Annotated in this window: 24 protein-coding genes; 4 read left to right on the top strand and 20 right to left on the bottom strand. The window is 38.0% G+C overall.

Annotation, left to right across the window (positions count from 1 at the left end; all coding sequences use genetic code 11):
- Positions 1 to 229: 229 nt before the first annotated feature.
- From ACYQ21_RS06505 to ACYQ21_RS06575, 15 genes are all read right to left on the bottom strand, one after another.
- Entirely contained in the window at positions 230 to 1,162 is a 933-nt protein-coding gene (locus ACYQ21_RS06505; protein WP_460056632.1) for a homoserine O-succinyltransferase, read from the bottom strand.
- Positions 1,163 to 1,566: 404 nt separating this feature from the next.
- Positions 1,567 to 2,394 (bottom strand): urease accessory protein UreD, encoded by an 828-nt coding sequence (locus tag ACYQ21_RS06510; RefSeq protein WP_460056635.1) that lies wholly within the window; start codon positions 2,392 to 2,394, stop codon positions 1,567 to 1,569.
- Positions 2,387 to 2,995, bottom strand: a complete 609-nt coding sequence (ureG, locus tag ACYQ21_RS06515) for an urease accessory protein UreG (protein ID WP_460056638.1) — start codon at positions 2,993 to 2,995, stop codon at positions 2,387 to 2,389. Before ureG ends, ACYQ21_RS06510 begins: the two co-directional genes overlap by 8 nt.
- Before the next feature lie 35 nt (positions 2,996 to 3,030).
- Positions 3,031 to 3,705 (bottom strand): urease accessory protein UreF, encoded by a 675-nt coding sequence (locus ACYQ21_RS06520; protein ID WP_460056640.1) that lies wholly within the window; start codon positions 3,703 to 3,705, stop codon positions 3,031 to 3,033.
- The gene (locus tag ACYQ21_RS06525; RefSeq protein WP_460056642.1) at positions 3,698 to 4,153 is read right to left on the bottom strand and encodes an urease accessory protein UreE; all 456 of its coding nucleotides are present in this window, start codon (positions 4,151 to 4,153) and stop codon (positions 3,698 to 3,700) included. Before ACYQ21_RS06525 ends, ACYQ21_RS06520 begins: the two co-directional genes overlap by 8 nt.
- A 7-nt stretch (positions 4,154 to 4,160) precedes the next feature.
- A complete protein-coding gene (gene ureC / locus ACYQ21_RS06530; RefSeq protein WP_460056645.1) occupies positions 4,161 to 5,891 on the bottom strand; it encodes an urease subunit alpha in 1,731 nt (576 codons plus the stop codon).
- Positions 5,881 to 6,219: an urease subunit beta gene (locus tag ACYQ21_RS06535; RefSeq protein WP_460056647.1), complete on the bottom strand. Its 339-nt coding sequence runs from the start codon at positions 6,217 to 6,219 to the stop codon at positions 5,881 to 5,883. The genes ureC and ACYQ21_RS06535 overlap by 11 nt, the downstream gene beginning before the upstream one ends.
- Positions 6,220 to 6,230: 11 nt before the next feature.
- Positions 6,231 to 6,533, bottom strand: coding sequence for an urease subunit gamma (locus ACYQ21_RS06540; protein WP_460056650.1), 303 nt, complete (start codon positions 6,531 to 6,533; stop codon positions 6,231 to 6,233).
- A gap of 14 nt (positions 6,534 to 6,547) precedes the next feature.
- Positions 6,548 to 7,489, bottom strand: coding sequence for an energy-coupling factor ABC transporter permease (locus tag ACYQ21_RS06545; RefSeq protein WP_460056652.1), 942 nt, complete (start codon positions 7,487 to 7,489; stop codon positions 6,548 to 6,550).
- A 35-nt stretch (positions 7,490 to 7,524) separates the two neighbouring features.
- On the bottom strand, positions 7,525 to 8,214 hold the full coding sequence (gene urtE, locus ACYQ21_RS06550; protein ID WP_460056655.1) for an urea ABC transporter ATP-binding subunit UrtE: 690 nt from the start codon (positions 8,212 to 8,214) through the stop codon (positions 7,525 to 7,527).
- Positions 8,211 to 8,981, bottom strand: a complete 771-nt coding sequence (gene urtD / locus ACYQ21_RS06555; RefSeq protein ID WP_460056657.1) for an urea ABC transporter ATP-binding protein UrtD — start codon at positions 8,979 to 8,981, stop codon at positions 8,211 to 8,213. The genes urtE and urtD overlap by 4 nt, the downstream gene beginning before the upstream one ends.
- Positions 8,974 to 10,083: an urea ABC transporter permease subunit UrtC gene (gene urtC / locus ACYQ21_RS06560; protein ID WP_460056660.1), complete on the bottom strand. Its 1,110-nt coding sequence runs from the start codon at positions 10,081 to 10,083 to the stop codon at positions 8,974 to 8,976. The genes urtD and urtC overlap by 8 nt, the downstream gene beginning before the upstream one ends.
- A gap of 1 nt (position 10,084) precedes the next feature.
- Positions 10,085 to 10,993, bottom strand: coding sequence for an urea ABC transporter permease subunit UrtB (gene urtB / locus ACYQ21_RS06565; protein ID WP_460056663.1), 909 nt, complete (start codon positions 10,991 to 10,993; stop codon positions 10,085 to 10,087).
- Positions 10,994 to 11,080: 87 nt separating this feature from the next.
- Complete coding sequence (gene urtA / locus ACYQ21_RS06570; protein WP_460056666.1) at positions 11,081 to 12,331, bottom strand: urea ABC transporter substrate-binding protein; 1,251 nt, start codon at positions 12,329 to 12,331, stop codon at positions 11,081 to 11,083.
- Positions 12,332 to 12,543: 212 nt separating this feature from the next.
- The gene (locus ACYQ21_RS06575; RefSeq protein ID WP_460056670.1) at positions 12,544 to 13,623 is read right to left on the bottom strand and encodes a sensor histidine kinase; all 1,080 of its coding nucleotides are present in this window, start codon (positions 13,621 to 13,623) and stop codon (positions 12,544 to 12,546) included.
- 281 nt (positions 13,624 to 13,904) lie between these two features.
- Between ACYQ21_RS06575 and ACYQ21_RS06580 the strand changes: the two genes are divergently transcribed.
- Together ACYQ21_RS06580 and ACYQ21_RS06585 are read left to right on the top strand one after the other, a co-directional pair.
- Positions 13,905 to 16,370 carry a response regulator gene (locus ACYQ21_RS06580; protein WP_460056673.1) on the top strand — a complete coding sequence of 822 codons (2,466 nt, stop codon included), beginning with the start codon at positions 13,905 to 13,907 and terminating at the stop codon, positions 16,368 to 16,370.
- Between the two features lie 111 nt (positions 16,371 to 16,481).
- Positions 16,482 to 17,231 (top strand): response regulator transcription factor, encoded by a 750-nt coding sequence (locus ACYQ21_RS06585; protein ID WP_460056676.1) that lies wholly within the window; start codon positions 16,482 to 16,484, stop codon positions 17,229 to 17,231.
- Positions 17,232 to 17,308: 77 nt separating this feature from the next.
- Here the strand turns inward: ACYQ21_RS06585 and ACYQ21_RS06590 are convergent, their stop codons facing one another.
- The 5 genes from ACYQ21_RS06590 to ACYQ21_RS06610 form a co-directional block, all read right to left on the bottom strand.
- Entirely contained in the window at positions 17,309 to 17,896 is a 588-nt protein-coding gene (locus tag ACYQ21_RS06590) for a DUF1054 domain-containing protein (RefSeq protein WP_460056679.1), read from the bottom strand.
- 88 nt (positions 17,897 to 17,984) lie between these two features.
- Positions 17,985 to 19,250: a dihydroorotase gene (locus ACYQ21_RS06595; protein WP_460056681.1), complete on the bottom strand. Its 1,266-nt coding sequence runs from the start codon at positions 19,248 to 19,250 to the stop codon at positions 17,985 to 17,987.
- Positions 19,251 to 19,295: 45 nt separating this feature from the next.
- A complete protein-coding gene (gene pyrE, locus ACYQ21_RS06600; RefSeq protein ID WP_460056683.1) occupies positions 19,296 to 19,928 on the bottom strand; it encodes an orotate phosphoribosyltransferase in 633 nt (210 codons plus the stop codon).
- 84 nt (positions 19,929 to 20,012) lie between these two features.
- Positions 20,013 to 21,143 (bottom strand): UDP-galactopyranose mutase, encoded by a 1,131-nt coding sequence (glf, locus tag ACYQ21_RS06605; protein WP_460056685.1) that lies wholly within the window; start codon positions 21,141 to 21,143, stop codon positions 20,013 to 20,015.
- A gap of 6 nt (positions 21,144 to 21,149) precedes the next feature.
- On the bottom strand, positions 21,150 to 23,060 hold the full coding sequence (locus ACYQ21_RS06610; RefSeq protein WP_460056688.1) for an ABC-F family ATP-binding cassette domain-containing protein: 1,911 nt from the start codon (positions 23,058 to 23,060) through the stop codon (positions 21,150 to 21,152).
- A gap of 128 nt (positions 23,061 to 23,188) precedes the next feature.
- Here ACYQ21_RS06610 and ACYQ21_RS06615 point away from each other — a divergent pair, with 128 nt between their 5' ends.
- A complete protein-coding gene (locus ACYQ21_RS06615) occupies positions 23,189 to 23,851 on the top strand; it encodes a redox-sensing transcriptional repressor Rex (protein ID WP_460056691.1) in 663 nt (220 codons plus the stop codon).
- On the top strand, positions 23,851 to 24,558 hold the full coding sequence (locus tag ACYQ21_RS06620) for a gamma-glutamyl-gamma-aminobutyrate hydrolase family protein (RefSeq protein ID WP_460056708.1): 708 nt from the start codon (positions 23,851 to 23,853) through the stop codon (positions 24,556 to 24,558). The genes ACYQ21_RS06615 and ACYQ21_RS06620 overlap by 1 nt, the downstream gene beginning before the upstream one ends.
- Positions 24,559 to 24,595 lie beyond the last annotated feature (37 nt).

Below are 24,595 nucleotides of genomic sequence, written 5' to 3' on the forward strand. Positions count from 1 at the left end.
TTTATCGCCGTCACGATAACCTTCAACGATTGTCACGTATTGTGTGCCTTCACGATTTTTAGTTACTTTTACAAATGCCATATTTATATTATATCAAAACCAACCGTCTACAACAAGTGTGAAGTTGCAAAAAACTATCATATCCCTTGATATAATAGCTTTTGGGGGTGTATTTTTTAGTTTTAACTGTCAAACTCGGGATTATACCAAAAAACCACGCTTTGCGTGGTTAAAGATTAAAATAGTCGTATTTTGCGAGTTCACGTAAATCATAAGGCGTATCTTGATAGACTGCATAATTCAACCAGTTTGAAAAGAAGAGACTGGCAGCACTTGACCAAGTCATCCGTGGTCTTTGTGTCGGATTATCCTCTGGATAATAAGCTTCTGGTACAATCTCCTCACCAAATTCAGCCTTATCCCGTTGATATTCAAAATCTAAAGTCATCCGATCATACTCTAGATGACCAAAGCTGTAAATCTCACGTAGATTTTTCTTGACAACAAGAGATAAGCCAGACCTTTCACCATAAGAAAGAATCTCAAAATCATGTGGTAAATCGCTCGCATCAATCTCGGTACTCCTAGAATGTGGCGCAAGAAAATCATCATCAAAGCCACGAAATAAAACATGTTTTGGATTTTCTACCGTCTGATGATAAACCCCCCATAACTTTTGTGTCAAGGGGTGTTTAGGAATACCATAGCGTGCATATAATCCCGCTTGTGCTCCCCAACAAATATGTAGCGTTGAATAAACATGCGTGCGTGACCAATCTAAAATCTGATGTAACTCATCCCAGTAATCGACAGCTTCAAACGCTAAATTTTCCACAGGCGCACCTGTTACGATCATGCCATCATAATAATCAGCCTTGATATCATCAAAACTTTTATAGAAAGTATCCAGATGATTTTGCGTAATATTTTTAGAGTGATGCGTCATCATATGTAGAAAATCAACATTGATTTGCAAAGGCGTATTAGATAATAAAGCCAACAACTGCGTTTCAGTCACCATTTTACGAGGCATCAGATTGACCACCAAAATCTTTAAAGTTCTAATATCTTGTTGTGCAGCTCTCGCTTCATCCATGACAAAAATATTATCAGCTTCTAATAGCTTGACGGCTGGTAGCTGATTATTTACTTTTACAGGCATCCTATCCCTCCTCTCATATCATTCCTCTATTTTACCATGACTAAGCATAGTTTAAAACTATGATGAAATTATAGATAGCTATACAAAATAACTATATAAGATGATAGTTTCAAATTGAAGACAAAAGTCTCAACATTAGTAGAATTGCTTGAAATTCGTTTCTGAAAACACTGATTTCTTATAGTTTCTCTATTTTATAATTTATTCAAATATGCCTTTTTGAGCTTTGGTCATAGTCTTTTATCAAGAGTTTTTTAATGAATAAGTATCAAGTTAAATAGATATTTTTGAAACGACAACAAAAACAGACCTCCGCACAAAGACGAAAGCCTGACTTAGATTTGCTTCAAATTTCTTTTATATTTTATATTGAAGTGCAGACTACTTAGCTATTCAAGCATTTTTCAATATTTTCTATTTTCCGTGATAACGGGTAGATCAGTTACCTTTCTAAAAATCGTTCTTAATTCAGTAATTAACTGCAAAATCAGCTGACTATTTTGGGCTAAAATCCTAAAAGAAAATCCTAAAATAGAGAGTTCTGAAATCCCTATAAGTACATCGTACTTTTGTTCTAATCTTTCTACAACATCACCAAACGCAAGGGGAGCAATAGACGGTGTGATAACCCATCCAGAAGCCAGATGGGTGTATTTTTCCAATCTTCCTAGCGCAACTAAATCAGTATTTTGTGGTCTTAAACGCAGACGATCCAGTACTTCTAATCGACCATCAACGATGATTTGACAACTGTTATCAATCTCATCATATTTAAACCCCTGATTTAATTCATCCCAACCTTGTGTGAGGCTGTCAACAAAAAACAAATGTGAACGTGATGTTAAATCAATAACTGTTGTCTGACAATATTTGGCACCTTCGTATAAAATCACTGGATCATTGATATATTCCAACAAAGCATCATCTGCCAGACTGATTTTTGTTTTCTGGCTAACTGGCTTACCACCATTTGCTGTGAAAATTTTCATCGCTGACTGTGTTGTCAGATGAACCTGAACTTTTTTATCTAACTTAAAATCTTGACGGTAGGTGTCACCAGCTACTCCACCTCCACCTAGATTCAGTAAAAAATAGGTGACTTGAAGTTGATCTGTTAAATATTGTGGCTGCAATATTTTACTAACACCTTGATGAAAAGTTCTAGTCGCAATTGTTCTGCCATTTCTAAGTGTAAAATCAAGGCTCACTTGTCCTGTATAAGTGTTATTCATTGGCAAATAAAGCATATTTTTTAATCCAAGAAACGACAGCTGACAAACCTGTTCCGTCTTCTAAGTTCGTAAATATGGTTGGTTTTGTCGGTCGATACATCTTGGTATCTGATGCCATTACCTCAAGATTAGCATGGACATAAGGTGCTAAATCAATTTTATTTATTATAAATAAATCACTTTTAATCATACCTTGTCCACCTTTTCTGGGAATTTTTTCACCCTGTGCAACATCAATGATATAGATACTCAAATCAACTAATTCTGGACTAAAAGTCGCTGCTAAATTATCCCCTCCAGATTCTACAAAAATTAGCGCTATATCTGGGAAACGCGTTTCAAGTTCTTGGATAGCTGAAATATTCATAGAAGTATCTTCACGAATTGCAGTATGAGGACAGCCACCTGTTTCTACACCAATAATGCGGTCTGACGCTAAGCAAGAATTTTGAATCAAATACTTGGCATCCTCCTTGGTATAAATATCATTGGTGACTACAGCCATCTTAACCTCATCTTTCAATCTAGCTATCAATTTTTCGATGAGAAATGTTTTTCCAGATCCGACTGGTCCACCTATACCAATTTTGATTGTGTCCATCTTCTTTATTCCTTTCATTTGTGCAATGTGCAGCATCAAGACATGAAATTTCTAGCTCTAAGCCATTCATGTTGCATCTGTCGAATTTCTAGTGCTGGGGAGGCCAAGCCAAAGTCTGCAATTGTCAACTCATTGATTACTTTATGTATCACATCCTCTAATTCACTTGCCAACTCTAAAATAAGCCGTTGCCCTGCTACCTGACCCAGTGGTACACTTCTAACGCCGTTTTGAACCAAGGCACTCATGACACCGTAAGCATAGGCTAATAGTAACTCCTGTTCACTCACTGCCTCTCTCCTAGCAATAATGATAAACACCATCGCTGAATGAGGTTGCAAATTGGCTTGACTTAGCGCTTTACCATAGTCGTCTAGTAAGGAACTAGGAGCAATTTTTTCAAATAATTGGAAAAATTGTTGTCCCATCCGTTGATTCCCTTGACGAACTTCTTTTGCCATTGTCTGTGCATGGAGCTTTTGTGTCCAAATCAGCAAATTGTCAACTGTTAAATCCTCAAATACACCCCGCATTGCCAATAAATCCTGATAGACTAATTGATCTTGTATCATGACTAACAACCATTTTTTGAAATCATCAGGAGATGTAATCATTTCATGCTGTAGGTAAGTTTCAAAGCCAAAAGAATGACTAAACATACCAGTTGGAAAGTTGGAATCAATTAACTGATAAAGATGTAATTTAGACATGTTTATGATCCACGTGTTGAAATGGTATGACCATCTCAAGACTTTCTCTTTCAAATGTTAAGCCCATTTTTTCTAGCAACTCTTCAACAAGATAATCATATTGCACAATCATCGTATCAGCTATAAATTGTGCTGGCAAATGACGATTGCCCAGAGCATGCGCAATTTCCCCCATATCTTGTATATTTTGAGGTCGAATGATCAGAATATCTTCACTATTGACAGCAATAATCACTCGATTATCAGCTGTTTCAGCAATAATATCCCCGACATGAAGATGTTGCCCAGTTGGTAATTTAATTAAAAATTCATTGCCATGATCGCTGAGAACACGGTGAAGTCTTTTGGCTAGAGCTTGATTATCTAAATAAATTTTTTCCAGATGTTTCACTTGTTTTTGCTTCGCGCTATCATTTACGTTGCCAATTATTTTTTCTATTATCATCATTTTCCTTCTAAAATAAGAAATAACGTTGTGCCAAAGGAAGCACACCAACAGGGCGACAGGTTACTTTTTGACCATTTACTTTAACTTCGTAAGTTTGAGGATTGACATCTATTTGAGGTGTTTCACCATTAAATTTCATATCCTGTTTGCTTAAATGTCGAATATTTTTAACAGCTTTAAGTTGTTTTTTCAGACCATATCTTTTACCAACGTGCTGATTGATAGCGATTTGTGAAACAAATGAAATAGATGTTTGATTAACAGCAGTACCAATACCACCAAACATTTGTCGATAAAGTACAGGCTGTGGTGTCGGAATAGAAGCATTTGGATCGCCCATCACACTATGTGCAATCACCCCCCCTTTAATAATCCTATCAGGTTTTACACCAAAGTAAGCGGGTGTCCAAAGTACTAAATCTGCAAATTTCCCAACTTCAATAGACCCAACATCTTCTGAAATGCCATGGGTAATGGCTGGATTTATCGTATATTTAGACAGGTAGCGTTTAATTCGGAAATTATCACTTTTTTCGGTATCCTCAGGAAGCGAACCACGTTGCGCCTTCATCTTGGATGCTGTTTGCCATGTTCTGATAATCGTCTCACCAATTCTTCCCATAGCTTGAGAATCACTAGACATCATTGAAAAAATACCCAAATCATGCAAGACATCTTCTGCAGCTATCGTTTCTTCTCGAATGCGTGAATCAGCAAAGGCAACATCCTCAGGAATTTCTGGATTGAGATGATGACAAACCATCAGCATATCCAAATGCTCATCAATCGTATTTATTGTAAAAGGCATGGTTGGATTGGTTGAAGAGGGCAGAACATTTTGTTCACTTGCTAATGAGATGATATCAGGTGCATGACCGCCTCCTGCCCCTTCCGTATGATAGGTGTGAATCACACGATTTTTAAAAGCAGATTTAGTATGTTCAACAAATCCAGATTCATTGAGTGTATCTGTATGAATAGAAACTTGCACATCGTAGTCATCTGCAACAGTTAATGAGGTATCAATTGACGCATAAGTTGCTCCCCAATCTTCATGAATTTTCAAGCCAATTGCACCAGCTTCAATTTGTTCAATTAGTGGTGCTTTTACAGCAGCGTGTCCTTTTCCTAGAAAACCAAAATTCATGGGCAGATTATCAACTGCCTGTAGCATCTTTTCGATATACCAAGCCCCTGGTGTACAAGTCGTCGCATTTGTTCCTTCCGCAGGCCCCGTGCCACCTCCAATCATTGTTGTGATGCCATTTTCGATTGCTACCGTCACTTGTTGAGGAGAGATGTAGTGAATGTGTGTATCAATCCCCCCAGCAGTGATAATTTTACCTTCTGCTGCAATCACTTCAGTTGCTGCACCTATTGGAATCGTCACACCATCTTGAATATCTGGATTGCCAGCTTTACCGATTGCAACAATCAGACCATCTTTTACGGCAATATCAGCCTTATAAATGCCTGTATAATCTAAAATAATCGCATTTGTAAGCAGTAAATCTGGTACCTCCTCTCTCACTAAACGAGAATTTTGTCCCATCCCTTCTCTAATAACCTTGCCACCACCGAAAACCATTTCTTCGCCATAAACCGTCAAATCTTTTTCAATTTCCAGAAAAAGTTCGGTATCAGCCAATCTTACAATATCACCTGTTGTCGGGCCGTAGAGCTCGGCATATTGTCGACGACTCATCTTTAAAGGAGATTGAGCTTTATCATGATTCATTTTCAAAACCCCCAATTTCTTTATCCAAAGCACCATTGGTCTTGAAGTTAAGGCCGTACACTTCACGTTTGCCACCTAATGCTACCAAATCAACTGTTTTAGCATCCCCCGGTTCAAATCGCACTGCTGTCCCCGCTGGAATATTAAGGCGATAGCCAAAAGCTTGCTTTCTATCAAAAATTAGGCTATCATTCACTTCAAAAAAATGAAAATGCGAGCCAATTTGAACAGGTCTATCGCCTCGATTAAGCACCTCCAGTGTTTGATAAGCCTTATCAGCATTACAGATTATCGGTGGGCCATATGTTTTAATCTCTCCTGGAATCATCACACTCTCCTTTATCTAATAGGTCGATGTACAGTGACAAGCTTTGTCCCATCAGGGAAAGTCGCCTCTACCTGAACATCATGGATTAGTTCTGAAACACCTGTCATAACGTCGTCTACTGTTAGTATTCTTGTCCCCGAATCCATCAACGCAGCAACTGATTGACCATCACGCGCGCCTTCTAATATTTCATAAGTAATAATCGCTGTAGCCTCTGGCAAATTTAATTTTAAACCGCGTTTTTGACGACGATAGGCTAAATCTGCTGCCACAACTATTAATAATTTTTCTTGTTCTCTTTGAGTTAAACGCATATTTTGACCTTCCTCTACGTCTTAGATAGCAAAGTTGGTTTTTGAACCAATAAAAGACTAAGACAAGCAATTGCAAATAGAGTTAGTGCGCAACCTAAAATACCAGATAGCATTGTTCCCAACATTTCATTAGCATGAATAGTTGCAAAACTATAATCAGGTAAGAAGGCTAAACTTGTTTGAAATTTCTCAGCGGCTTGGAGAAGATTGTCTTGACTTGTCAGACTTATGCCAGAACTCGTTTTTTCGCTTGCCCACTCCAAACCATCTGGTATTTGAGACGCAAGTAATGACACAAAAGCACCGACAGCAAACGCTAAACCTGACAACATATAAACAGCTTGACGCTTTCCTTTTATTTTTTGAATTAAGGCTAAAAGACCAACCGTCACCACCGCTTCAATCAGAGAAATCGCCAAATGAATTGGCTGCATCCGTAACAAAAAATCACCAAAAGGCAAGGTTGTAATTTGAGATGCTTGTGTCTCAACAACGACTAAAAATGCCCCTAACTGTAGACTGACTATCGTTGCTATTATGGGAAGCAGTGCACGAGATTGACCAATTAGTTTTTGCATCAAAGGGACAACAATCAGACAAGGAATAATCGCCATATTGAAAATATTGGCTCCTAGAGCAAATAGGCCGCCATCTGCAAAAATTAAACTTTGCAAGGTCAAAATGACACTCATAGCTAGTGTTGAAGGTGCCCGTCCAAACAAAAGTGCTAACAAAACACCCCCTACAATATGACCACTAGCTCCTGTCAAGGGGAGAGAATAGTTGACCATCTGTGCTGTGAAAACTAAAGCACTACTTGCTGCAAACAAACCAATATCAGATCGTTCTAGTTGTTTGGGATTACTTTTAATTTTTCTTATGGCATAGCCAATACCTGCTGAACTTACTAAAAACATCGCGCTTCCGACTTCTGGCGACACTAAATGATTTGCCATATGCATAAAAATTTTCTCCTTTTTGTCCCGATAACTTATAAAGCCATAATGGTTTGAAGTCTATCTTTATCTAAAATACATGTCTCGCCCTGCATCTCGATTCGACCATTTTCCAAAACATAACAGTAATCAGCAATATCCAAAACAAATTCCAGATATTGCTCAATAATCAAAATAGCGATATCATCTTTTAAAGATTTAATAACACGACCAATGTCTTTAATAATGGATGGTTGAATGCCTTCTGTTGGTTCGTCTAATATTAAGACTTTTGGCTCTGATACAAGCACTCTTGCAATTGCCAATTGCTGTTGTTGACCACCTGACAAATCTCCACCTTTCCGATTTAAAAATGTTTTTAAAATCGGAAAAACATCAAATATATAATCTGGAATTACACCTTTACCATTTTTAGCTTCCAGTCCTAACAACAGATTTTCCTTAACCGTCAGTTCTGGAAAAATATCTCGCCCTTGAGGTACATAGCCAATACCTGAACGTGCCCGTTCATATATCGGAGTATTTAACACTTCTTTATCATCAATTTTGATGCCAGTGCCACTCGTTGCCACCAAACCCATAATAGCTTTAGCCGTTGTTGTTTTACCAGCACCATTGCGCCCTATCAAGCAAGTCACTCTGCCCTTAATAATATCTAAACTAACATCACGTAGAACGGTTCCTTCGCCATATGTCGCAGAAATTTTTGAAACTTTTAGCATCATTCTCCTCCGCGTCCTAAGTAAACATCAATGACTTGCTGATTGTTCTGAACATTTTTCATAGTCCCTTCGTCGATAATCTGCCCTTCATGAAACACTGTCACTGAATCCGAGACATCTCGGGCGAACTGCATATCATGCTCAACAACGATAATCGAACATTCTTTTTTTAGTTTCAAAAGTAGTGCTGCTGTCTGTTCTGTTTCTCTTCTCCCCATACCAGCAACTGGTTCATCTAGTAACAATAAACTCGGCTTTGAAGCCATCAACATGCCGATTTCCAACCATTGTTTTTGACCATGAGAAAGACCTCCTGGAAAGTAATGACGTTTATTCGCAAGTCCGATAAAGGATAAGACATAGTCAACATAATCTTTTTGTTCTTTGGATATTCCCTTAAACAAAGTCGCCATTACAGAACGTTGTTCAATAACAGCTAGTTCAATATTTTCAGCAACTGTTATGCCGCCAAAAATAGAGGGTGCCTGAAACTTTCGACCCACACCACTTGAAGCAATGCTATAGTCACGCATTTTAGTCAACTCAAAACGTTTATCTCCAAAATATTGAATTTTGCCATCTGTCACTTTTGTTTTGCCACAAATCGCATCTAAAACTGTTGTTTTTCCAGCACCATTAGGACCGATAAAAAAACGAATTTCATTATTTCGGATTTCAGTAGAAACATTTTTAATTGCTTTAAAGTTACCAAATTGGATATTGATACTTTCAATACTGAGTATTGGTTTTTCTATTGTTTGATTAGTCATTGCTTAACTCCTCTTGCTGTATGTGAACTATCTTTGACAATCGACGTTTCACCATAAATTGCGTGATTTGTGTAGGAATAGCTTTTAAAGACATGAGACCATTTGGCAGAAAAAGCATGACCAAGACAAAAATCCCACCAATAAAATATGGCCAAATCGTTGGATAAGTCTCTGAAATTGTTGTTTTTAGATTATTAACTAGGAGCGCCCCGATAACAGCACCTACTAAAGTTCCTTTGCCACCAATCGCAACCCATATAATCATTTCAATCGAAAAAGCAATCCCTACTTCAGACGGTGAAATGATGCCAACCTGAAGGACATAAAGTGCTCCAGCAATACCTGCAATAGCAGCAGATAGACTATAAACAAAAATTTTGTATTTAGCGGCATCATAACCTATGAATCGAACTCGATTTTCTCCACCTTTAATGGCAATTAATAACTTTCCTGCATTTCTTTTGGTCACAAAATAGCAAAGTGCAAATATCAAAATCAATATCAGTAAGGTCACATAGAACAGACGAATTTTTATCATCGGATTTTTGAGATCCATCCCCATAAAACTTATAAAATTCGTCAACCCATTTGAACCACCAGTGATTGCCTGAGAACCAATCAACAAAGTTGTCATTATCATGGCCAAAGCTTGAGATAAAATGGAAAAATAGACACCTTTGATACCATTTAAGAAGGTCAACGTACCAATAATCACTGCTAACAGGACTGGTACCAAAACAACCATAACCAGTGCAGGTATTGGATATTGAAAAGGAGACCAAATCGCTGGTAATTTTTTAATCCCTGTCCAAACCATGAAATCCGGCAAACCATTTGGTGTGGCAGCTAATTTCAAGTACATGGCCATACAATAACCACCTAAACCAAAATAAACGCCATGTCCAAGACTAAGAATGCCAGTATACCCCCAAATCATATCCAGACCAAGTGCCACAATCGCAAAAGTCATAAATTTCGCAAAAAGTGTGACTCTAAACATTGAAGTATAAAATGGTAACAATGCCAAAATAAGGAAAACTGCTGAAATTAGCAACAGTCTGCCATGATGACTCACAAATTGTTTTATTTTTTCTAAAGTCATACTAATCCTCCAAAGCACGGATACGTCTAGCAAAAATACCTTTTGGCCTAAATTGTAGCAAGATCACAACAGATGTAAAAATCAATACTTTTCCGATAGAAGAACTTGTCAGAAACTCAAATTCTGTGCCACCAATACCGATAAAGCTTGCACCAAAGACAGCGCCAATAATTGTGCCCGCACCACCGACAACAACTGCCATAAAAGCATCGATAATGTAAGATGTCCCAAGATTTGGACCAATTGCGCCAATCCAAGTCAAAGCACAACCTGCTAATCCCGCTAAACCTGAACCAATCATAAAAGTTGAAGCATCAACTGCTTTCGTATTAATTCCAAGGGCTGCTGCCATGTCACGATTTTGCATTACCGCATTAATATTCCGCCCTTGACGCGTCTTATAAAGTAGATAATAGACACCAAATAAACTCACTAAAGCTAATAAAAGAATAAATAGACGATTATATGGCAACTGAATATGTTCGGTTAGCTTCAGACTATTCTCCAAAAACGATGGCGGTGTCACACTAACATTTGGTGCACCAAAGATAGATCTTGCCAACTGTTGTAAAATGAGGCTCACGCCCCAAGTTACCAGAAGCGAGTCCTCCGGTCGTTCATATAATCGATTAATTACTAATTTTTCGAGTACTAAGCCAAAGATACCTGCCATAACAAAAGAACTGATTAAGGCTACAACAATATACCCATCGAAGAAAGCTTGAGGGACATGAGCCTTGAAAAGTACTTGAATCACATACGTTGTATAGGCACCAATCATGATGAACTCACCATGTGCCATATTGATTACTCCCATAAGACCAAAAGTAATCGCTAAGCCAATTGCTGCCATAAAGAGAATGGAACTAACACTAATCCCATTAAACAACTGCATTATAACTGTTGCCATAAACACTCACTTTCCATTTCTAGATACACAACCAAATATAAAATTAAGACAAAACTATCTTAATTTTACGATTGGCTGCGTGTCAATTTACTGTTCAGCTGATAAGCCTTTAGCCCAAGCATATCCTTTTAAATATGGATCAGGTTTAATCGCCTCTTTTGTTTCCCAAACTTGGTCAATCAAGCCTGTTTTGTTGACTTTCCCGATACGGACTTTTTTATAGATATGTTGATTATTACCATCAATCTTGACTTGACCTTCCGGTGCATCAAAAGTAATTCCTGAAGCAACTTTTTTGACGGCATCAACATCTGTTGTTCCCGCCTTTTCAACTGCTGCTGCCCATAAATAGACGGCATCATACCCCGCTTCAATTGGATCATCTGTTACCCTTTTTTCACCATATTTAGCTTTATAATTTTTGACAAACTCTGTATTTTCAGGTGTATCTGTCGTTTGATAGTAGTTCCATGATGTTAAGTGTCCCTCTAGATATTTAGCACCTATCCCTGCAACCTCTTCCTCAGCAACTGAAACAGAAATCGTTGGCGTATCTGCTGCTGAAATTCCAGCATCTTTGTATTGTTTGAAAAAGGCAACATTAGAATCACCATTCAGTGTATTGAAAACAAAGTCAGGTTTTGCATCTTTTATTTTTTGAACAATGGTCGAATAATCTGTATGTCCCATCGGTGTATATTCTTCGCCAACAATTGTCATGCCAAGTGATGTAGCTTGTGCTTTGATAATCGCATTAGCTGTCCGAGGAAAGACGTAATCAGAGCCAATTAAAAACACTTTCTTACCCAAATTTTCACTAGCATACTCAATAGCTGGGACAATTTGTTGATTGGGTGCTGCACCTGTATAAAAAATATTCGGTGAGCTTTCCATACCTTCATATTGAACTGGATACCATAAGAGACCATTATCTTTTTCAAAAACTGGCAGAACGGCTTTCCGAGAAGAAGAAGTCCAACATCCAAAAACCGTTGCAACCTTATCTTGTTCTAAAAGTTTTGTCGCTTTTTCTGAAAATGTCGCATTATCTGAGGCACCATCTTCAATAATTGGCTTGATTTGTTTACCAAGAACCCCACCATTTGCATTAATTTCCTCGATTGCAAGAAGTTCAGCATCCCGAACCGATGTTTCTGACATTGCCATCGTACCACTTAAAGAATGAAGGATACCAACTTCAATTGTTTTGCTATCCGTCTGACTCTTTTCCTCTCCACCGCTTGCCTCCTTCAATGCACTTGATGAGCAAGCTGATAAAAGGACAGCACCTATTGCCAAAGTAACCATATATCTCATCATACTTTTCCAATTTTTCAATTTCTTTTCCTCCGATTATCTGTTATTTCTAATGACAATGTTATTTCAGCTGATATGATAAGTATACTGAAAATTTAGACAATAAAAAACAGGATAAAAAGAACTTTTTACCCTACATTTTCTACTTTTTGAATTTCATGTTAGATTTTATGACATAATATTGCATTTTGTCAAAATCATGGTATAATTTGAAGTAACGAATTTTGAAAATTCTAAAAAATAATCTTATTTTGGGGAAAGATTAAACGAGCAGTTGTTCGATTACCATCCGAATTCAAGATAATTTGACCGCCATGTTTAGCCATAATTTTTCGGCTAATCACCAAGCCAACACCTGTTCCCTCAAATTCCGTTGTTTTGTGAAGACGTTCAAATATTTGAAATAATTTTTGAGCTTGTTTCACATCAAAACCGACACCGTTATCTCTTATAATAATTTCAACAGTATCTGTTGATATCAATGACAAGATTTCAATTACGGGTTGTGCTACTTTATGAGAGAATTTAAAAGCATTGGAAAGCACATTTTGAAATAGCAAATACAGCAAGGTGCTATCTCCCTTAATAATCGGTAACTTCCCCACTTCAACTTGAAAAATTTGATTCGGATACAGCTGTTTAAAATCAAGCACTAACTCATTTATCAACGTATCAATTCTTATTTCTTCTTGTGCAACTTCAACTTCTGATAACTTCGCTAATTCTAAAAGTCTTGTTATCATCTCCGTTGTTTGCTGACATTTTTCAATCATCTGCAAGATAAATGCCTGTCTATTGTCTTTTGGTAGATTTTCTGTCATCAGACATTGCGCAAGTTGCTCAATCAACAACAAAGGAGATTTTAAATCATGTGATACTGTATGAACAAATTGATTTAATTCATCGTATGCGAGCTGACTTTGCCGTTTTTCTTTGACTAGCATCAATTGGTTCACCACGCGCGCTTTCAGCCCTCTTGAAGTAAAAGGTTTCGCAATGTAGTCTGCTCCCCCAACTTCAAAAGATTGATCAATCGTATAATTATCTCGGTTGGCTGTCATAAATAAAATAGGAATATCACAAAATTGTGTATCACTTTTTAGACGACGGCAAAACTCAAAACCATTTAGATCTTTGTCACTCAACTGAACATCTAGTAAGATTAAATCTGGTAGGATGTGAGCCATCACATTTAAAGCCCGGTCGGTCGTGCGTGCAACAGCTATCTCAACATCCAACTCATTTAAGATGTGAGAAATTAATCGTATTTGGTGTGATTGATCATCAACAATTAGAATATTGCGTTTAAACATCGTTTGTCTCCTATAATTATTCTAGTAGTGATTAATCACTACGATTTCTACCTAATTGGCATTAATTTTACTTGACTACTGAGCCTTTTCTCAGAGACAATCGTTCTGGAGTGAACCCACAGACTTTACTTTCAAGATTTGTAGCTCAGTCAACCAATAAACCGTGTAAAGAGTCTAGAATCAGCAACACATCAACTGAGATTTTTGTAGTAATGTCTCATCACATTTTTGATTCATTCAAGTAATCGTAAAAACATTATATCAAATTATAGGAAAACAGGATGAAAAAACCAACTCTCTTAAGTCAAAAACAGATTTACAGCTTTATTTCGATTGCTTTTTTTGCCATGATCTTCTTTTCAATCCTGTCAATTTTCAATCTACAACATCATCTTGCTAAAAATCGTGAAGCGCAAAAACATCAAGAGGCTGCTCAAAAATTAATTGATGCACAAAATAATCTCATCACTTATCAGACAAGAGAAGCTGAGTTGTTTGTCATGACACATGATTTAACACACTTAAGAAATTTTTTATCTAATGGTGGCGAAATGCTGTCCATCAAAACTAAAATTAATCAGCTCAAAAAGACATCTCTACCCAAATATGAAAGCAAGTATTGGCGAATTGTTGAAGAAAATACAACACTCTTATATTATACTCAACTACGCGCAATTAAACTCACAACTACATCTCTTGCATTAAAAAGTGAGGACCTACCTCATCTCGTTCAAAATTATCAGCTCAATTGGACAGAGCAAACTCTAAGTCCCCAAGCACAGCAAAATAAAGCACAGCTGCTATTATTTAGTACCAATTACACTGATGAGCAACAAATTATTACACATAATATCCAACGTTTTAGAACTGCCATCTTATCTCGTCTTAATCAACAAACACAGGTTTCAAAGGAAAATACAAATTTAGCCATTCATATCGAATTACTAACACAATTCCTTATGCTTCTGATATTTTTGGCGATTTTGATCTTATTTTTCAGCTATGTTGTCCATCCCATTCAACATTATACACAATCACTTGAATCTAGAGATTGGACAGATGATACGCCGCCTTTGATACCTCAAGGCTCTGCAGAACTTCATGCCTTTGCTAAAAATTTTAATCAACTCTATCATCAAATGATTACCGTTACAAAACTTAAAAGTAACTTCTTATCTGAAACAAGCCATGAACTCAGAACTCCCTTAAATGCCATATCAGGTCATATCCATCTCCTGAAAAAAACAAATTTATCAGAAGAACAATCACAACAGCTTACCATCATTTCACAATCCAGTGATCATTTAATTAGGATGATTAACAATGTACTTGACTTTGAAAAAATTGAGCAAAGAGGTCTTATACTCAACCCAATTCATTTTTCACTTCAAAGGCTATTCGAAGAAATCATTGCTTTACATCAACCTAGTGCTACTGCAAAACAAATAAATTTGAGCTTAGATTTTGCGGCTCTATCCACTGATAAAGTCTACGCTGATCAAGAACGACTGCGTCAGGTCTTCATCAATCTTATCAACAATGCCATTAAATTTACAACCGATGGTTTTGTGTGTCTCAAAGTTCGTGAAGAATTTTTAGCCAAATTACCAACTCAAAATATGTATCTCAAAATCCAAGTAATTGATAATGGTATCGGGATTAAAACAGAAAATTTAAATCGAATCTTTAAAGCATTTGAACAAATTGATGATTTACCTCCATCAAAATCTGCTGGTACAGGATTAGGATTGCCTATTAGCCAAAAAATTATCGAAAAAATGGGCGGAAGTATAACTGTAAAAAGTATTGAGGCACAAGGGACAACCTTTACCATTCATTTAAAATTAGAGAAATCTATTCAAACTATGCCACATGAAGTTATGTTTAAACCTCTACTGACAGAACCATCATCCAAAAAGATCTTGTTAGTTGATGATAATCTCCTTAATCTTCAGATGACTTCAAACATTATCAAGCATTATGGTTCCAATGTTGTAACTGCTGAAACTGGTTATAAAGCTTTGGAGAAACTGCAAACAGAAGATTTCGATCTTATCCTTTTAGACCTACGTTTGCCGGATATTTCAGGTATTGACATCGTCAAAAAACTACGGCAAGAAAATGGTCGTCATACTAAAACCAAAGTCATCGCTTTAACAGCAGATGTCGAAAAAGAACGATTAACTCTCGCACTTGCTGCTGGTATGGATGGCTATCTGGCTAAACCAATTGATTTTGACAAATTAGAAAGCTTAATTTTTGAAAAAATGAGCAAAGATGTACAAGATCGTAACTTCAACCACTTTCGATCAGTATTTTTCAAAGATTATTTACCTCAAATTCGTCATATGAATCGTTTAAGTTTACCTGAGCGAGAGCACTTACTCCATGATCTTAAAGGTTTATCTGGAAATTTAAAATTACAAAAAATTTATCAAAAAACAGTTGAAGTTGAACAGTTAAAACATCTCAACTGGTTACCGCATTATATCAAATTATTTGAAGAAAGTGCCGCATACTTTAAAATTGATTTTGAAGAAAAAGGAAGACAGAAGTCTGAGAAACCTACTTTAAATGCAGAGGTGCTGGCACAACTCAAAATAATGGTCAAAAATGCCAATCCAATGGCATTTGAATTAGTAAAAAACTATTCTGTCTCACAGGAGTTAGAAGAAGCTTTAAAAAATTATAACTTTCTAGAGGCGTCAGCACTCCTAGAGTCATTCAATTTAGCTGCTATTCCTTGACCTCCAGACACAATTTATTCAGAGAAAGTATGGTCAAGTGGCTTGTCTAAACTTTTCTTGCTATATCAGCTACATTACAGTACGAATTGGTAAATATAAAGGAAATTGAATATGTATAAAATACTATTAGTCGATGATGAATATCCTAGCTATCAATTGATTTTTTCAACATACCCTATTTTCCAGACAAATGATTTTGTTATCAGCAACTATGCGGAAAATGGGGTTGCTGCCCTAGATATACTCAAAACTGAACAGTTTGATCTCATTATCTCAGATATTAGAATGCCAATAATGAACGGTATCGAATTTTTACGTCAACTTAGAGCAGATAATGACAATGTACCTGTCATTCTTGCCAGCACTTTTACTGAATTTAGCTATGCTGTCGAAGGACTTAGACTCAATGCTTTGGACTATATTGAAAAACCATTTACAGAAACTAAAATGACGTATCTTTTGACTAAAATCAGCCCTCTTTTGGCACAAAAACAAGCACGACGACAAACCTTTGATTTTGAAAACTTATCAAATTTATCCGACAAAGCATTAGCTTTTCTGAAAAAATGCCAGAGCATCATCCAAGAAGAACTAGCAAATCCTTTTCTTATGGATGAATTATCAGAACAACTACACTTATCTAAAAAATATATTAGCCGCTACTTTAAAGCACTTACTAATCAAAATTTGTTAGATTATATCACATTGAAACGATTGACTTTAGCCACTGATTTACTCACGACGACACATCTAAAAATTTATGAGGTTTCAGAACAAGTCGGCTATCAAACAGTAGATTATTTTTCTAAAAAATTCAAAGAAAAATATCAGCTCACACCCAATCAATATCGCAAAAAATAATGCCATTTAAGAAAAAAGACAACTCTCAAATAATTTTTGGGGGTTGTCTTCAGTCTGAAACTATACATTGATAGTTTTTAAGCATTTAAGTGCTGATAAAGTGGGAACAAAGTCTCAAAAGTCTCTAAAATATAGGCTTGCGGATTTTTTTGCCAAATTTTAGCATCTCGGGAAATAATCCGCCCGACCTCAAATTCACCCTTTTTCACATCGTGTAATCGCTGGATTCCTTTCTCTAAGCCTTCAGTTACAGAGAAAAATTCAGGTTTGGTATGATCCAGTGAATAGACAAAGTCATCTGGAAAATCATGATGTTCAGCTAAATAGTCCGCATATTGTTCACGTTTGGCAGGGTTATCAATAATTGATAAATACATAAAGACATAGTTATCCCAAAGTCCTAACTGTAAATGAGCCTGAGACTTGTAACCACGCTTATTATCAGAAATCGCCGACCATGTATTTTCAGGCGCATATCTCGTACGTCTTCGATGTTGGGCAATGTGTACGAAAGTCTCATACCCGACAAAAGCAGTCAAACGCGCTGAAACTTCTGCCATTATTTCTGCAAAAATCGGTTGAATGTCAGCACGAATGGCAGCCATTCGCTCATCTAATCCTTCTACGTCAAAGACCTTAAATGACTCATCACTAAAACATTTCACTCGAACCTCCTTCTATTGCGTTTAAAACGAAAGAAGATGATGCCTTCACCATCTTCTAAAATCATATTTAAATTAATAATTTATCTCATCAACCTTGATAAACAATCTCACCATCACAAATCGTATAATCAATCACGCCTTGTAATTGATTACCAACAAACGGTGAATTACTAGATTTAGAGACAAAGTCATTCTTAACTTCACGCACCGCATCCGCATCAAAAATCACAAGATCAGCTGGTCCATTTTCAGCTAAATAACCTGCATCTAAGCGCAAAACTTGTGCTGGATTGCTAGTCATTTTTTCTAATAGAGCCATCAAAGACAGATGACCCGGCGCAACCAAATGCGTCAAGCCAAGTGATAACGATGTTTCTAGACCAGTCATACCAGATGGTGCCTTCGTGATTTCTTGATCTTTTTCAGCGTGTGTATGCGGTGCATGATCCGTCGCAATGACATCAATTGTGCCGTCTTGCAAGCCGACAATCAACTTCTCAATATCAGCTGCACGACGCAAAGGCGGATTGAGCTTAGCATTCGTACCATGCGTCAAAATCGCTTCTTCTGTGATTGAAAAATGCTGAGGTGTGACTTCCGCCGTGATCTGCGCACCAAGTGACTTAGCAAATCTAACGACATCAACTGATGTCCCTGCTGACAAATGCTGAAAATGGACACGCGCCTTCGTATCCAACGCTAACATGACATCACGCGCCACCATACTATACTCAGAAACCGTCGGCGCACCCGTCACACCACATTGATGCGCAATTGCCCCATCGTTGATGCCTAGCACACCTGTTAATTGCGGGTCTTCTTCATGCAGCGCCAAAACGGTATCAAACGCCACTGCTTTTTGCATCGCTCGGCGCACCCGACCAGCATCTGCAAACGGAATGCCATCATCAGAAAAGCCAACCGCTCCCGCCTTTAAAAGCGCCTCAAAGTCTGTCAAGTTCTGTCCATCAAACTTATCGGTAATGGTCGCAACACTCTTAACATGGATGTTTTCACGCGCTGCAGATGACAGAACCTCTGTCAAAGTCTCAACCGTTGAAACTGTCGGATTAGTATTGGCCATCATGACGACAGTGGTAAAGCCGCCACGCGCCGCAGCCAGACTACCCGTATGAATGTCTTCCTTATGCGTCTGACCTGGATCACGAAAATGGACATGAACATCAATCAAACCGGGTGCCACAATCTTACCCGTCGCATCAATGATTTCAGCACCTTTTTGCGATAAATTTTGCCCAATGGCAATAATTTTTTGACCATCAATCAAAATATCAGCCATCGCATCAAATTGACTTTTGGGATCTATCACACGGCCATTTTTTATGAGTTTCATTTTGGTCCTTTTCTATTAAGTACTATGGTTCAACTGTTCTGTCCCTTAGTCTTGCCAAGTCGCTTGATTGTCCTTGAATTTTTTGAGTAAGGCCAATTCGTCCGCATCGACATAACCGATTTCTTTAGCAATCTCAATCAAATCAGAATAATTTGAAAGTGTAATCAAAGGCAGATTTGCTTTTTCAAAGTTTTCAATGCCACGTGGTAATTCGTAAGTGAAAATCGCTGCAACACCTAAGACATCAGCGCCTTCACGACTTGCTGCCTCAGCAGTTCCAATTACCGAACCACCGGTTGAAATCAAATCTTCGATAATGACCATCTTTTGATGCTCAGTAATGCGACCTTCGACTTGATTGCCTGCACCATGGTCCTTAGCTTTAGAGCGGATATAAACCATTGGTAAATCAAGGATTTCAGCAACCCAAGCCGCGTGTGGCACACCACCAGTTGCTGCCCCTGCAATCACTTCAACATCAGGAAACTCAGCACGAATGCGGTCAGCAAAGCCTTGTGCAATGCGACGGCGTACTTCTGGATAAGAAATCGTAATCCGATTGTCCGTATAAATCGGTGATTGAATACCGCTCGCCCAAGTAAAAGGATCGTTAGGTTGAAGAAAAACCGCCTTGATGTCAAGTAAGTCTTTGGTAATTTCACGAGATAGTGTTTGCATGATTGTTCTCTCTTTCAAATTTTGTCTGTTACTATTTTATCACAAGATGTGTTTGAAATGGTCAGGATATTGATAATTTTCTTACTATTGTTTAAATTCTTGCTTGACCGCAACAAGTGCTGAATGAAAAACTTGATCCATGTCATAGTACTGGTAGTTCCCCAAACGACCACCCATGATGACTTTTTCATATTTTTTTGCCTCAGCACGGTATTGTTTATATAGAGTCGAATTCTTCTCATCATTGACTGGATAGTAAGCTTCTTTAGTCCTATCCCAATCTTGAGGATATTCTCGAGTTAAGATTGTAATATCATCATCACCACTTTGATCAAAATGACGCCATTCCATAACCCGTGTATAAGGTATTTCAGCATCTGTATAGTTTATGACCGCATTACCTTGCGCATTATCAGTTGCCAGTAACTCAGATTCAAATCGAACACTGCGATATTCTAGCTCACCGAATTTATAGTCAAAGAATTGATCAATCATCCCAGTGTAAACAATACGTGGAAATTCAGCTAAGTAAGTATCTTTATCTGCAAAAAAGTCAGTCTCTAATCGTACATCTATCAAATCGTGGTCTAACATTTTATCAAAAATTGCAGTATAGCCAGCTACTGGTACCCCCTGATAACGATGATTAAAGTAATTGTTATCAAAGGTAAAACGTGTTGGCAAGCGACGAATAATAAAGCTTGGTAATTCAGTTGCTTTGCGTCCCCATTGTTTTTCTGTGTAACCCTTGATTAGCTTTTCATAAATATCTGTACCGATAAGCGAAATCGCCTGCTCTTCTAAATTTTTAGGTGTACCAGTAATCCCTGCATCCTCCCGCTGTTCAGCAATTTTTGCCTGCGCTTCGGCTGGTGTCTTTACTCCCCACATCTGATAAAAGGTATTCATATTGAAGGGAAGATTATACAAGTCTCCTTTAAAATTAGCAACAACTTGATTAATATAACCATTAAATTCAGTGAATTGATTGACATAATACCAGACAGGTTTGTTATCTGTGTGAAAGATATGCGCACCGTAATCGTGAACATTGATGCCTTTTTCTTGGTGTGTATATAGATTACCACCTAAATGACTACGACGCTCGATAACCAGACACCTCTTGCCGCGCAATGCCGCCTCATGCGCAAATGTTGCGCCAAATGACCCTGCACCAACGATGAGATAGTCATATTTTTTTGTATTGTGTTTCACGATTATTTATTCTCCAAGTTCTTCTGATTTTTCTAGCCATAATTCTTCAACGGCTTCTTTTTCTGCTACAATCGTATCCAGTTCTTTTTGTAGCTCGCCTAATCTGACAAAGTCTTCTGATGACGCGACCATTTGCTCATGTAAGACTGCAATCGTCTCATCAAACGCCTGCAATTTCTCGTCCAAAGCTGCGATGTCACGTGTCAATTTCCGACGCCATTTTTGATCATCTTTTGAGGCTTGATAACTAGACGGCGCTGCCTGTTCTGAGATAGCATCACTTTCTGCTGCTAAAAGTACAGCAATTTCAGCCTCCTCAGCCTTTTTCTCCAAGTAATAGTCGTAATCACCCAAGTAAATTTTGCTGCCTTCGGCAGATATTTCAAGGACTTTATCAGCAACTCTGTTAATGAAATACCGGTCATGACTGACAAATAACAACGTGCCATCAAAATCGATCAGCGCATTTTCCAAAACTTCACGGCTATCAATATCCAAGTGGTTGGTAGGCTCATCAAGTACCAAGAAATTATCATTTTGCATCGATAACTTAGCTAGGAGTAAACGTGCTTTTTCGCCACCAGATAACATGCCGACAGCTTTTTGGACATCATCCCCTGAAAAAAGGAAGGCACCCAGACGATTTCGAATCTCAACCTCTGGCACAAGACTATGGTCTTTCCAAAGTTCTTCTAATACCGTATTAGAAGGCGTCAAATCACGCTGTTCTTGGTCATAATACCCCATAGCAACATTAGCGCCTAGTTTAACTGTCCCTTCAATCAAGGGAATCTTACCCACGATAGATTTGATTAAAGTCGATTTACCAATCCCATTTGGTCCAACAATGGCAATCGAATTATATTTGCGCTCGTCTAAATTAATCGGACTTGATAAAACTTCCTTATCATAGCCAACCGCGCCATTTTCAACGGTTAAAACGACATTCCCTGATTCAATAGCTGGTGAAAACGTGAAATGTGCTGATTTTTCATTTGCGAGTGGCTGGTCCAATTTCTCCATCTTCTCGAGTTTCTTTCGTCTCGATTGCGCACGTTTTGTCGTCGATGCTCGCGCTAGGTTTCGATTGACAAAATCTTCTAGACTAGCGATTTCTTTTTGCTGTTTATCATATTGTTTAGCTTGTGTCGCGAGTTTTTCAGCTTTAAGTTTGATATATTGACTATAATTACCAACATATTTTTCAAATTTACCACGTGATAATTCCAGTGTTTCAGTCGTCACTTTATCTAAAAAATAGCGGTCATGACTGACGATTAAAATTGCACCACGATAATTTTTCAAGTAATTTTCAAGCCATAAGAGGGTTTCAATATCCAAGTGGTTGGTTGGCTCATCGAGAATCAAAAAAGCTGGATTTTCAAGCAAAATCTTAGCCAAAGCCAAACGCGTTTTTTGACCGCCTGACAGACTTGCAACTGACTGCGACCAAAATGTGGCGTCAAACTTGAAACCATTTAAGACGTTTTTGATGTCAGATTCATAGGTAAACCCTTTATTTTGGCGAAATGTTTCAGTCAAGCTATCATAGCGTGTCATCAAACTAGAGAGGTCAGCACCAGAAAGCTCTCCCATTTGTGCTTCCATCTGACGTAATTGCTTTTCTTGACTAATCTGTACCTCAAAAACACTGAGCATTTCATCATAAATCGTCCGCTCAGATGAAAAGTTAGTCTCTTGAGCTAAGTAAGACATGGTCAAATTTTTAGTCTTTGAAATCTCACCAGCGCTTGGTGTCTCCACATCTGCAATAATTTTCAGTAGTGTTGACTTTCCTGCACCATTGCGCCCGACGAGTGAAACCCGTGAATTATCTTGAATTGTAAAATTTATCTTTTCAAACAGGACATCTGCACCAAATGTCCTTGAAATATTGTTCCCTTGTAGTAAAATCATAGGTCTATTTTACCACAAATGGTGGTGTTAATCTAATCGCTAAATCTATTTTGTTTGACAACTTCACAAACTTTTGGTAATCTATTCACAAAGAATAGTAATGAATACTGATGGAGGTCTTTACTTTTATGGTCGTCACAAAATTTAATGAAGTTTTACCCAAGGCAACTGCCAAACGTCTGCCGCAATATTATCGCATTTTTAAACAATTTGTGGCTGACAAGGTTGACCGAACTAACTCTCAAGCGATTGCCGCAAAATTAGGCGTTGACTCTGCTACCGTCAGACGTGATTTTTCACTGTTTGGTGAGCTTGGTAGACGGGGCTATGGTTATGATACGACTGCTCTTCGTGACTTTTTCGGAAATTTATTAGGGGACTCAGCAGAAACCAATATTGCCCTTGTTGGTGTCGGAAATTTAGGTCGCGCACTGATTAACTATCGTTTTCATGACCGCAATAAAATGCGGATTACCCAAGCCTACGATGTCGCGGGCAACCCGCTCGTTGGAACGAAAACTGATGACGGTATCCCTATTTACAATATCTCAGATATTCAAAATAATCTTCCAGATTCAAATATAGAGACTGCCATCATCTCTGTGCAGTCAGACCGTGCCCAAGAAGTGGCTGAGACTTTGATTGCTGCTGGGATAAAAGGCATTCTCAATTTCACGCCGAGACGTCTCCAAGTGCCAGAAAATATCACAGTTCAGTCTGTCGACTTGACAAGTGAACTTCAAACACTCTTATTTTTCATGCAAGATAAAAAAGATACCGAGCAAAAATGATGACTACTTTACAACCCATCATCGGTGTTGCCGCAAACGAACGGCGGGATGCGGGAGATGACATGGGGCATATGGCGATTTCTTATAACCCTTCTGGTTATATCAAAGCCGTTCAACTTGTGGGTGGTCTCCCGATTATGATCCCTATTGGTGATCCTATGACAGCCAAACGTTATATTTCGATGATTGACAAGTTAGTCTTAGCTGGTGGACAAAATGTTGCACCAGAATTTTATGGCGAAGTTGAAACAATCAAATCTAACGACTATAATCGGGAACGTGATGCCTTTGAAATTGCCCTCATCAATGAAGCTATCAAGCAAAATAAGCCAATCGTTGGTGTCTGTCGCGGCATGCAATTGGTTAATGTCGCCCTCGGAGGGTCACTCAACCAGCAAATTCAGAACCATTGGCAAGAAAAAGCACTGACACAGACTTCTCACGATGTCCTCATCTCTAAGCATTCGCCACTTGATTCAATTTATGGTCGTAAAGCGCACGTCAACTCCTTCCATCGTCAAAGTCTAAAGAAGATTGCACCACAGCTTGAAGTGATTGCCAAATCCTTTGAGGATCATGTGGTGGAAGCAGTTCAATCTATCAACCCACAGCTTCGTTTTCTGGGCGTTCAATGGCACCCAGACTTTATGTATAATGTCCGTGATGAAGATTTAGCTTTCTTTCGTTACGCTGTTTATAATCTCTAATCACACGTCCTAATTTAGACGTGTTTTTTGTTCCATT

It is taken from the genome of Pseudolactococcus yaeyamensis, assembly GCF_054658615.1.

Bases quoted from the DNA above. Each gene is read 5' to 3' on its own strand.
- ACYQ21_RS06510 (WP_460056635.1), bottom strand. From the start codon at position 2,394: ATGAATAACACTTATACAGGACAAGTGAGCCTTGATTTTACACTTAGA.
- ACYQ21_RS06585 (WP_460056676.1), top strand. From the start codon at position 16,482: ATGTATAAAATACTATTAGTCGATGATGAATATCCTAGCTATCAATTG.
- ACYQ21_RS06610 (WP_460056688.1), bottom strand. From the start codon at position 23,060: ATGATTTTACTACAAGGGAACAATATTTCAAGGACATTTGGTGCAGAT.
- ACYQ21_RS06595 (WP_460056681.1), bottom strand. From the start codon at position 19,250: ATGAAACTCATAAAAAATGGCCGTGTGATAGATCCCAAAAGTCAATTT.
- ACYQ21_RS06525 (WP_460056642.1), bottom strand. From the start codon at position 4,153: ATGATGATAATAGAAAAAATAATTGGCAACGTAAATGATAGCGCGAAG.
- ureG (WP_460056638.1), bottom strand. From the start codon at position 2,995: ATGGACACAATCAAAATTGGTATAGGTGGACCAGTCGGATCTGGAAAA.
- ACYQ21_RS06575 (WP_460056670.1), bottom strand. From the start codon at position 13,623: ATGTTTAAACGCAATATTCTAATTGTTGATGATCAATCACACCAAATA.
- urtC (WP_460056660.1), bottom strand. From the start codon at position 10,083: ATGACTTTAGAAAAAATAAAACAATTTGTGAGTCATCATGGCAGACTG.
- urtD (WP_460056657.1), bottom strand. From the start codon at position 8,981: ATGACTAATCAAACAATAGAAAAACCAATACTCAGTATTGAAAGTATC.
- urtE (WP_460056655.1), bottom strand. From the start codon at position 8,214: ATGATGCTAAAAGTTTCAAAAATTTCTGCGACATATGGCGAAGGAACC.
- pyrE (WP_460056683.1), bottom strand. From the start codon at position 19,928: ATGCAAACACTATCTCGTGAAATTACCAAAGACTTACTTGACATCAAG.
- ACYQ21_RS06505 (WP_460056632.1), bottom strand. From the start codon at position 1,162: ATGCCTGTAAAAGTAAATAATCAGCTACCAGCCGTCAAGCTATTAGAA.
- ACYQ21_RS06520 (WP_460056640.1), bottom strand. From the start codon at position 3,705: ATGTCTAAATTACATCTTTATCAGTTAATTGATTCCAACTTTCCAACT.
- ACYQ21_RS06540 (WP_460056650.1), bottom strand. From the start codon at position 6,533: ATGCGTTTAACTCAAAGAGAACAAGAAAAATTATTAATAGTTGTGGCA.
- ACYQ21_RS06545 (WP_460056652.1), bottom strand. From the start codon at position 7,489: ATGGCAAATCATTTAGTGTCGCCAGAAGTCGGAAGCGCGATGTTTTTA.
- ACYQ21_RS06535 (WP_460056647.1), bottom strand. From the start codon at position 6,219: ATGATTCCAGGAGAGATTAAAACATATGGCCCACCGATAATCTGTAAT.
- urtB (WP_460056663.1), bottom strand. From the start codon at position 10,993: ATGGCAACAGTTATAATGCAGTTGTTTAATGGGATTAGTGTTAGTTCC.
- ureC (WP_460056645.1), bottom strand. From the start codon at position 5,891: ATGAATCATGATAAAGCTCAATCTCCTTTAAAGATGAGTCGTCGACAA.
- ACYQ21_RS06580 (WP_460056673.1), top strand. From the start codon at position 13,905: ATGAAAAAACCAACTCTCTTAAGTCAAAAACAGATTTACAGCTTTATT.
- ACYQ21_RS06620 (WP_460056708.1), top strand. From the start codon at position 23,851: ATGACTACTTTACAACCCATCATCGGTGTTGCCGCAAACGAACGGCGG.
- ACYQ21_RS06615 (WP_460056691.1), top strand. From the start codon at position 23,189: ATGGTCGTCACAAAATTTAATGAAGTTTTACCCAAGGCAACTGCCAAA.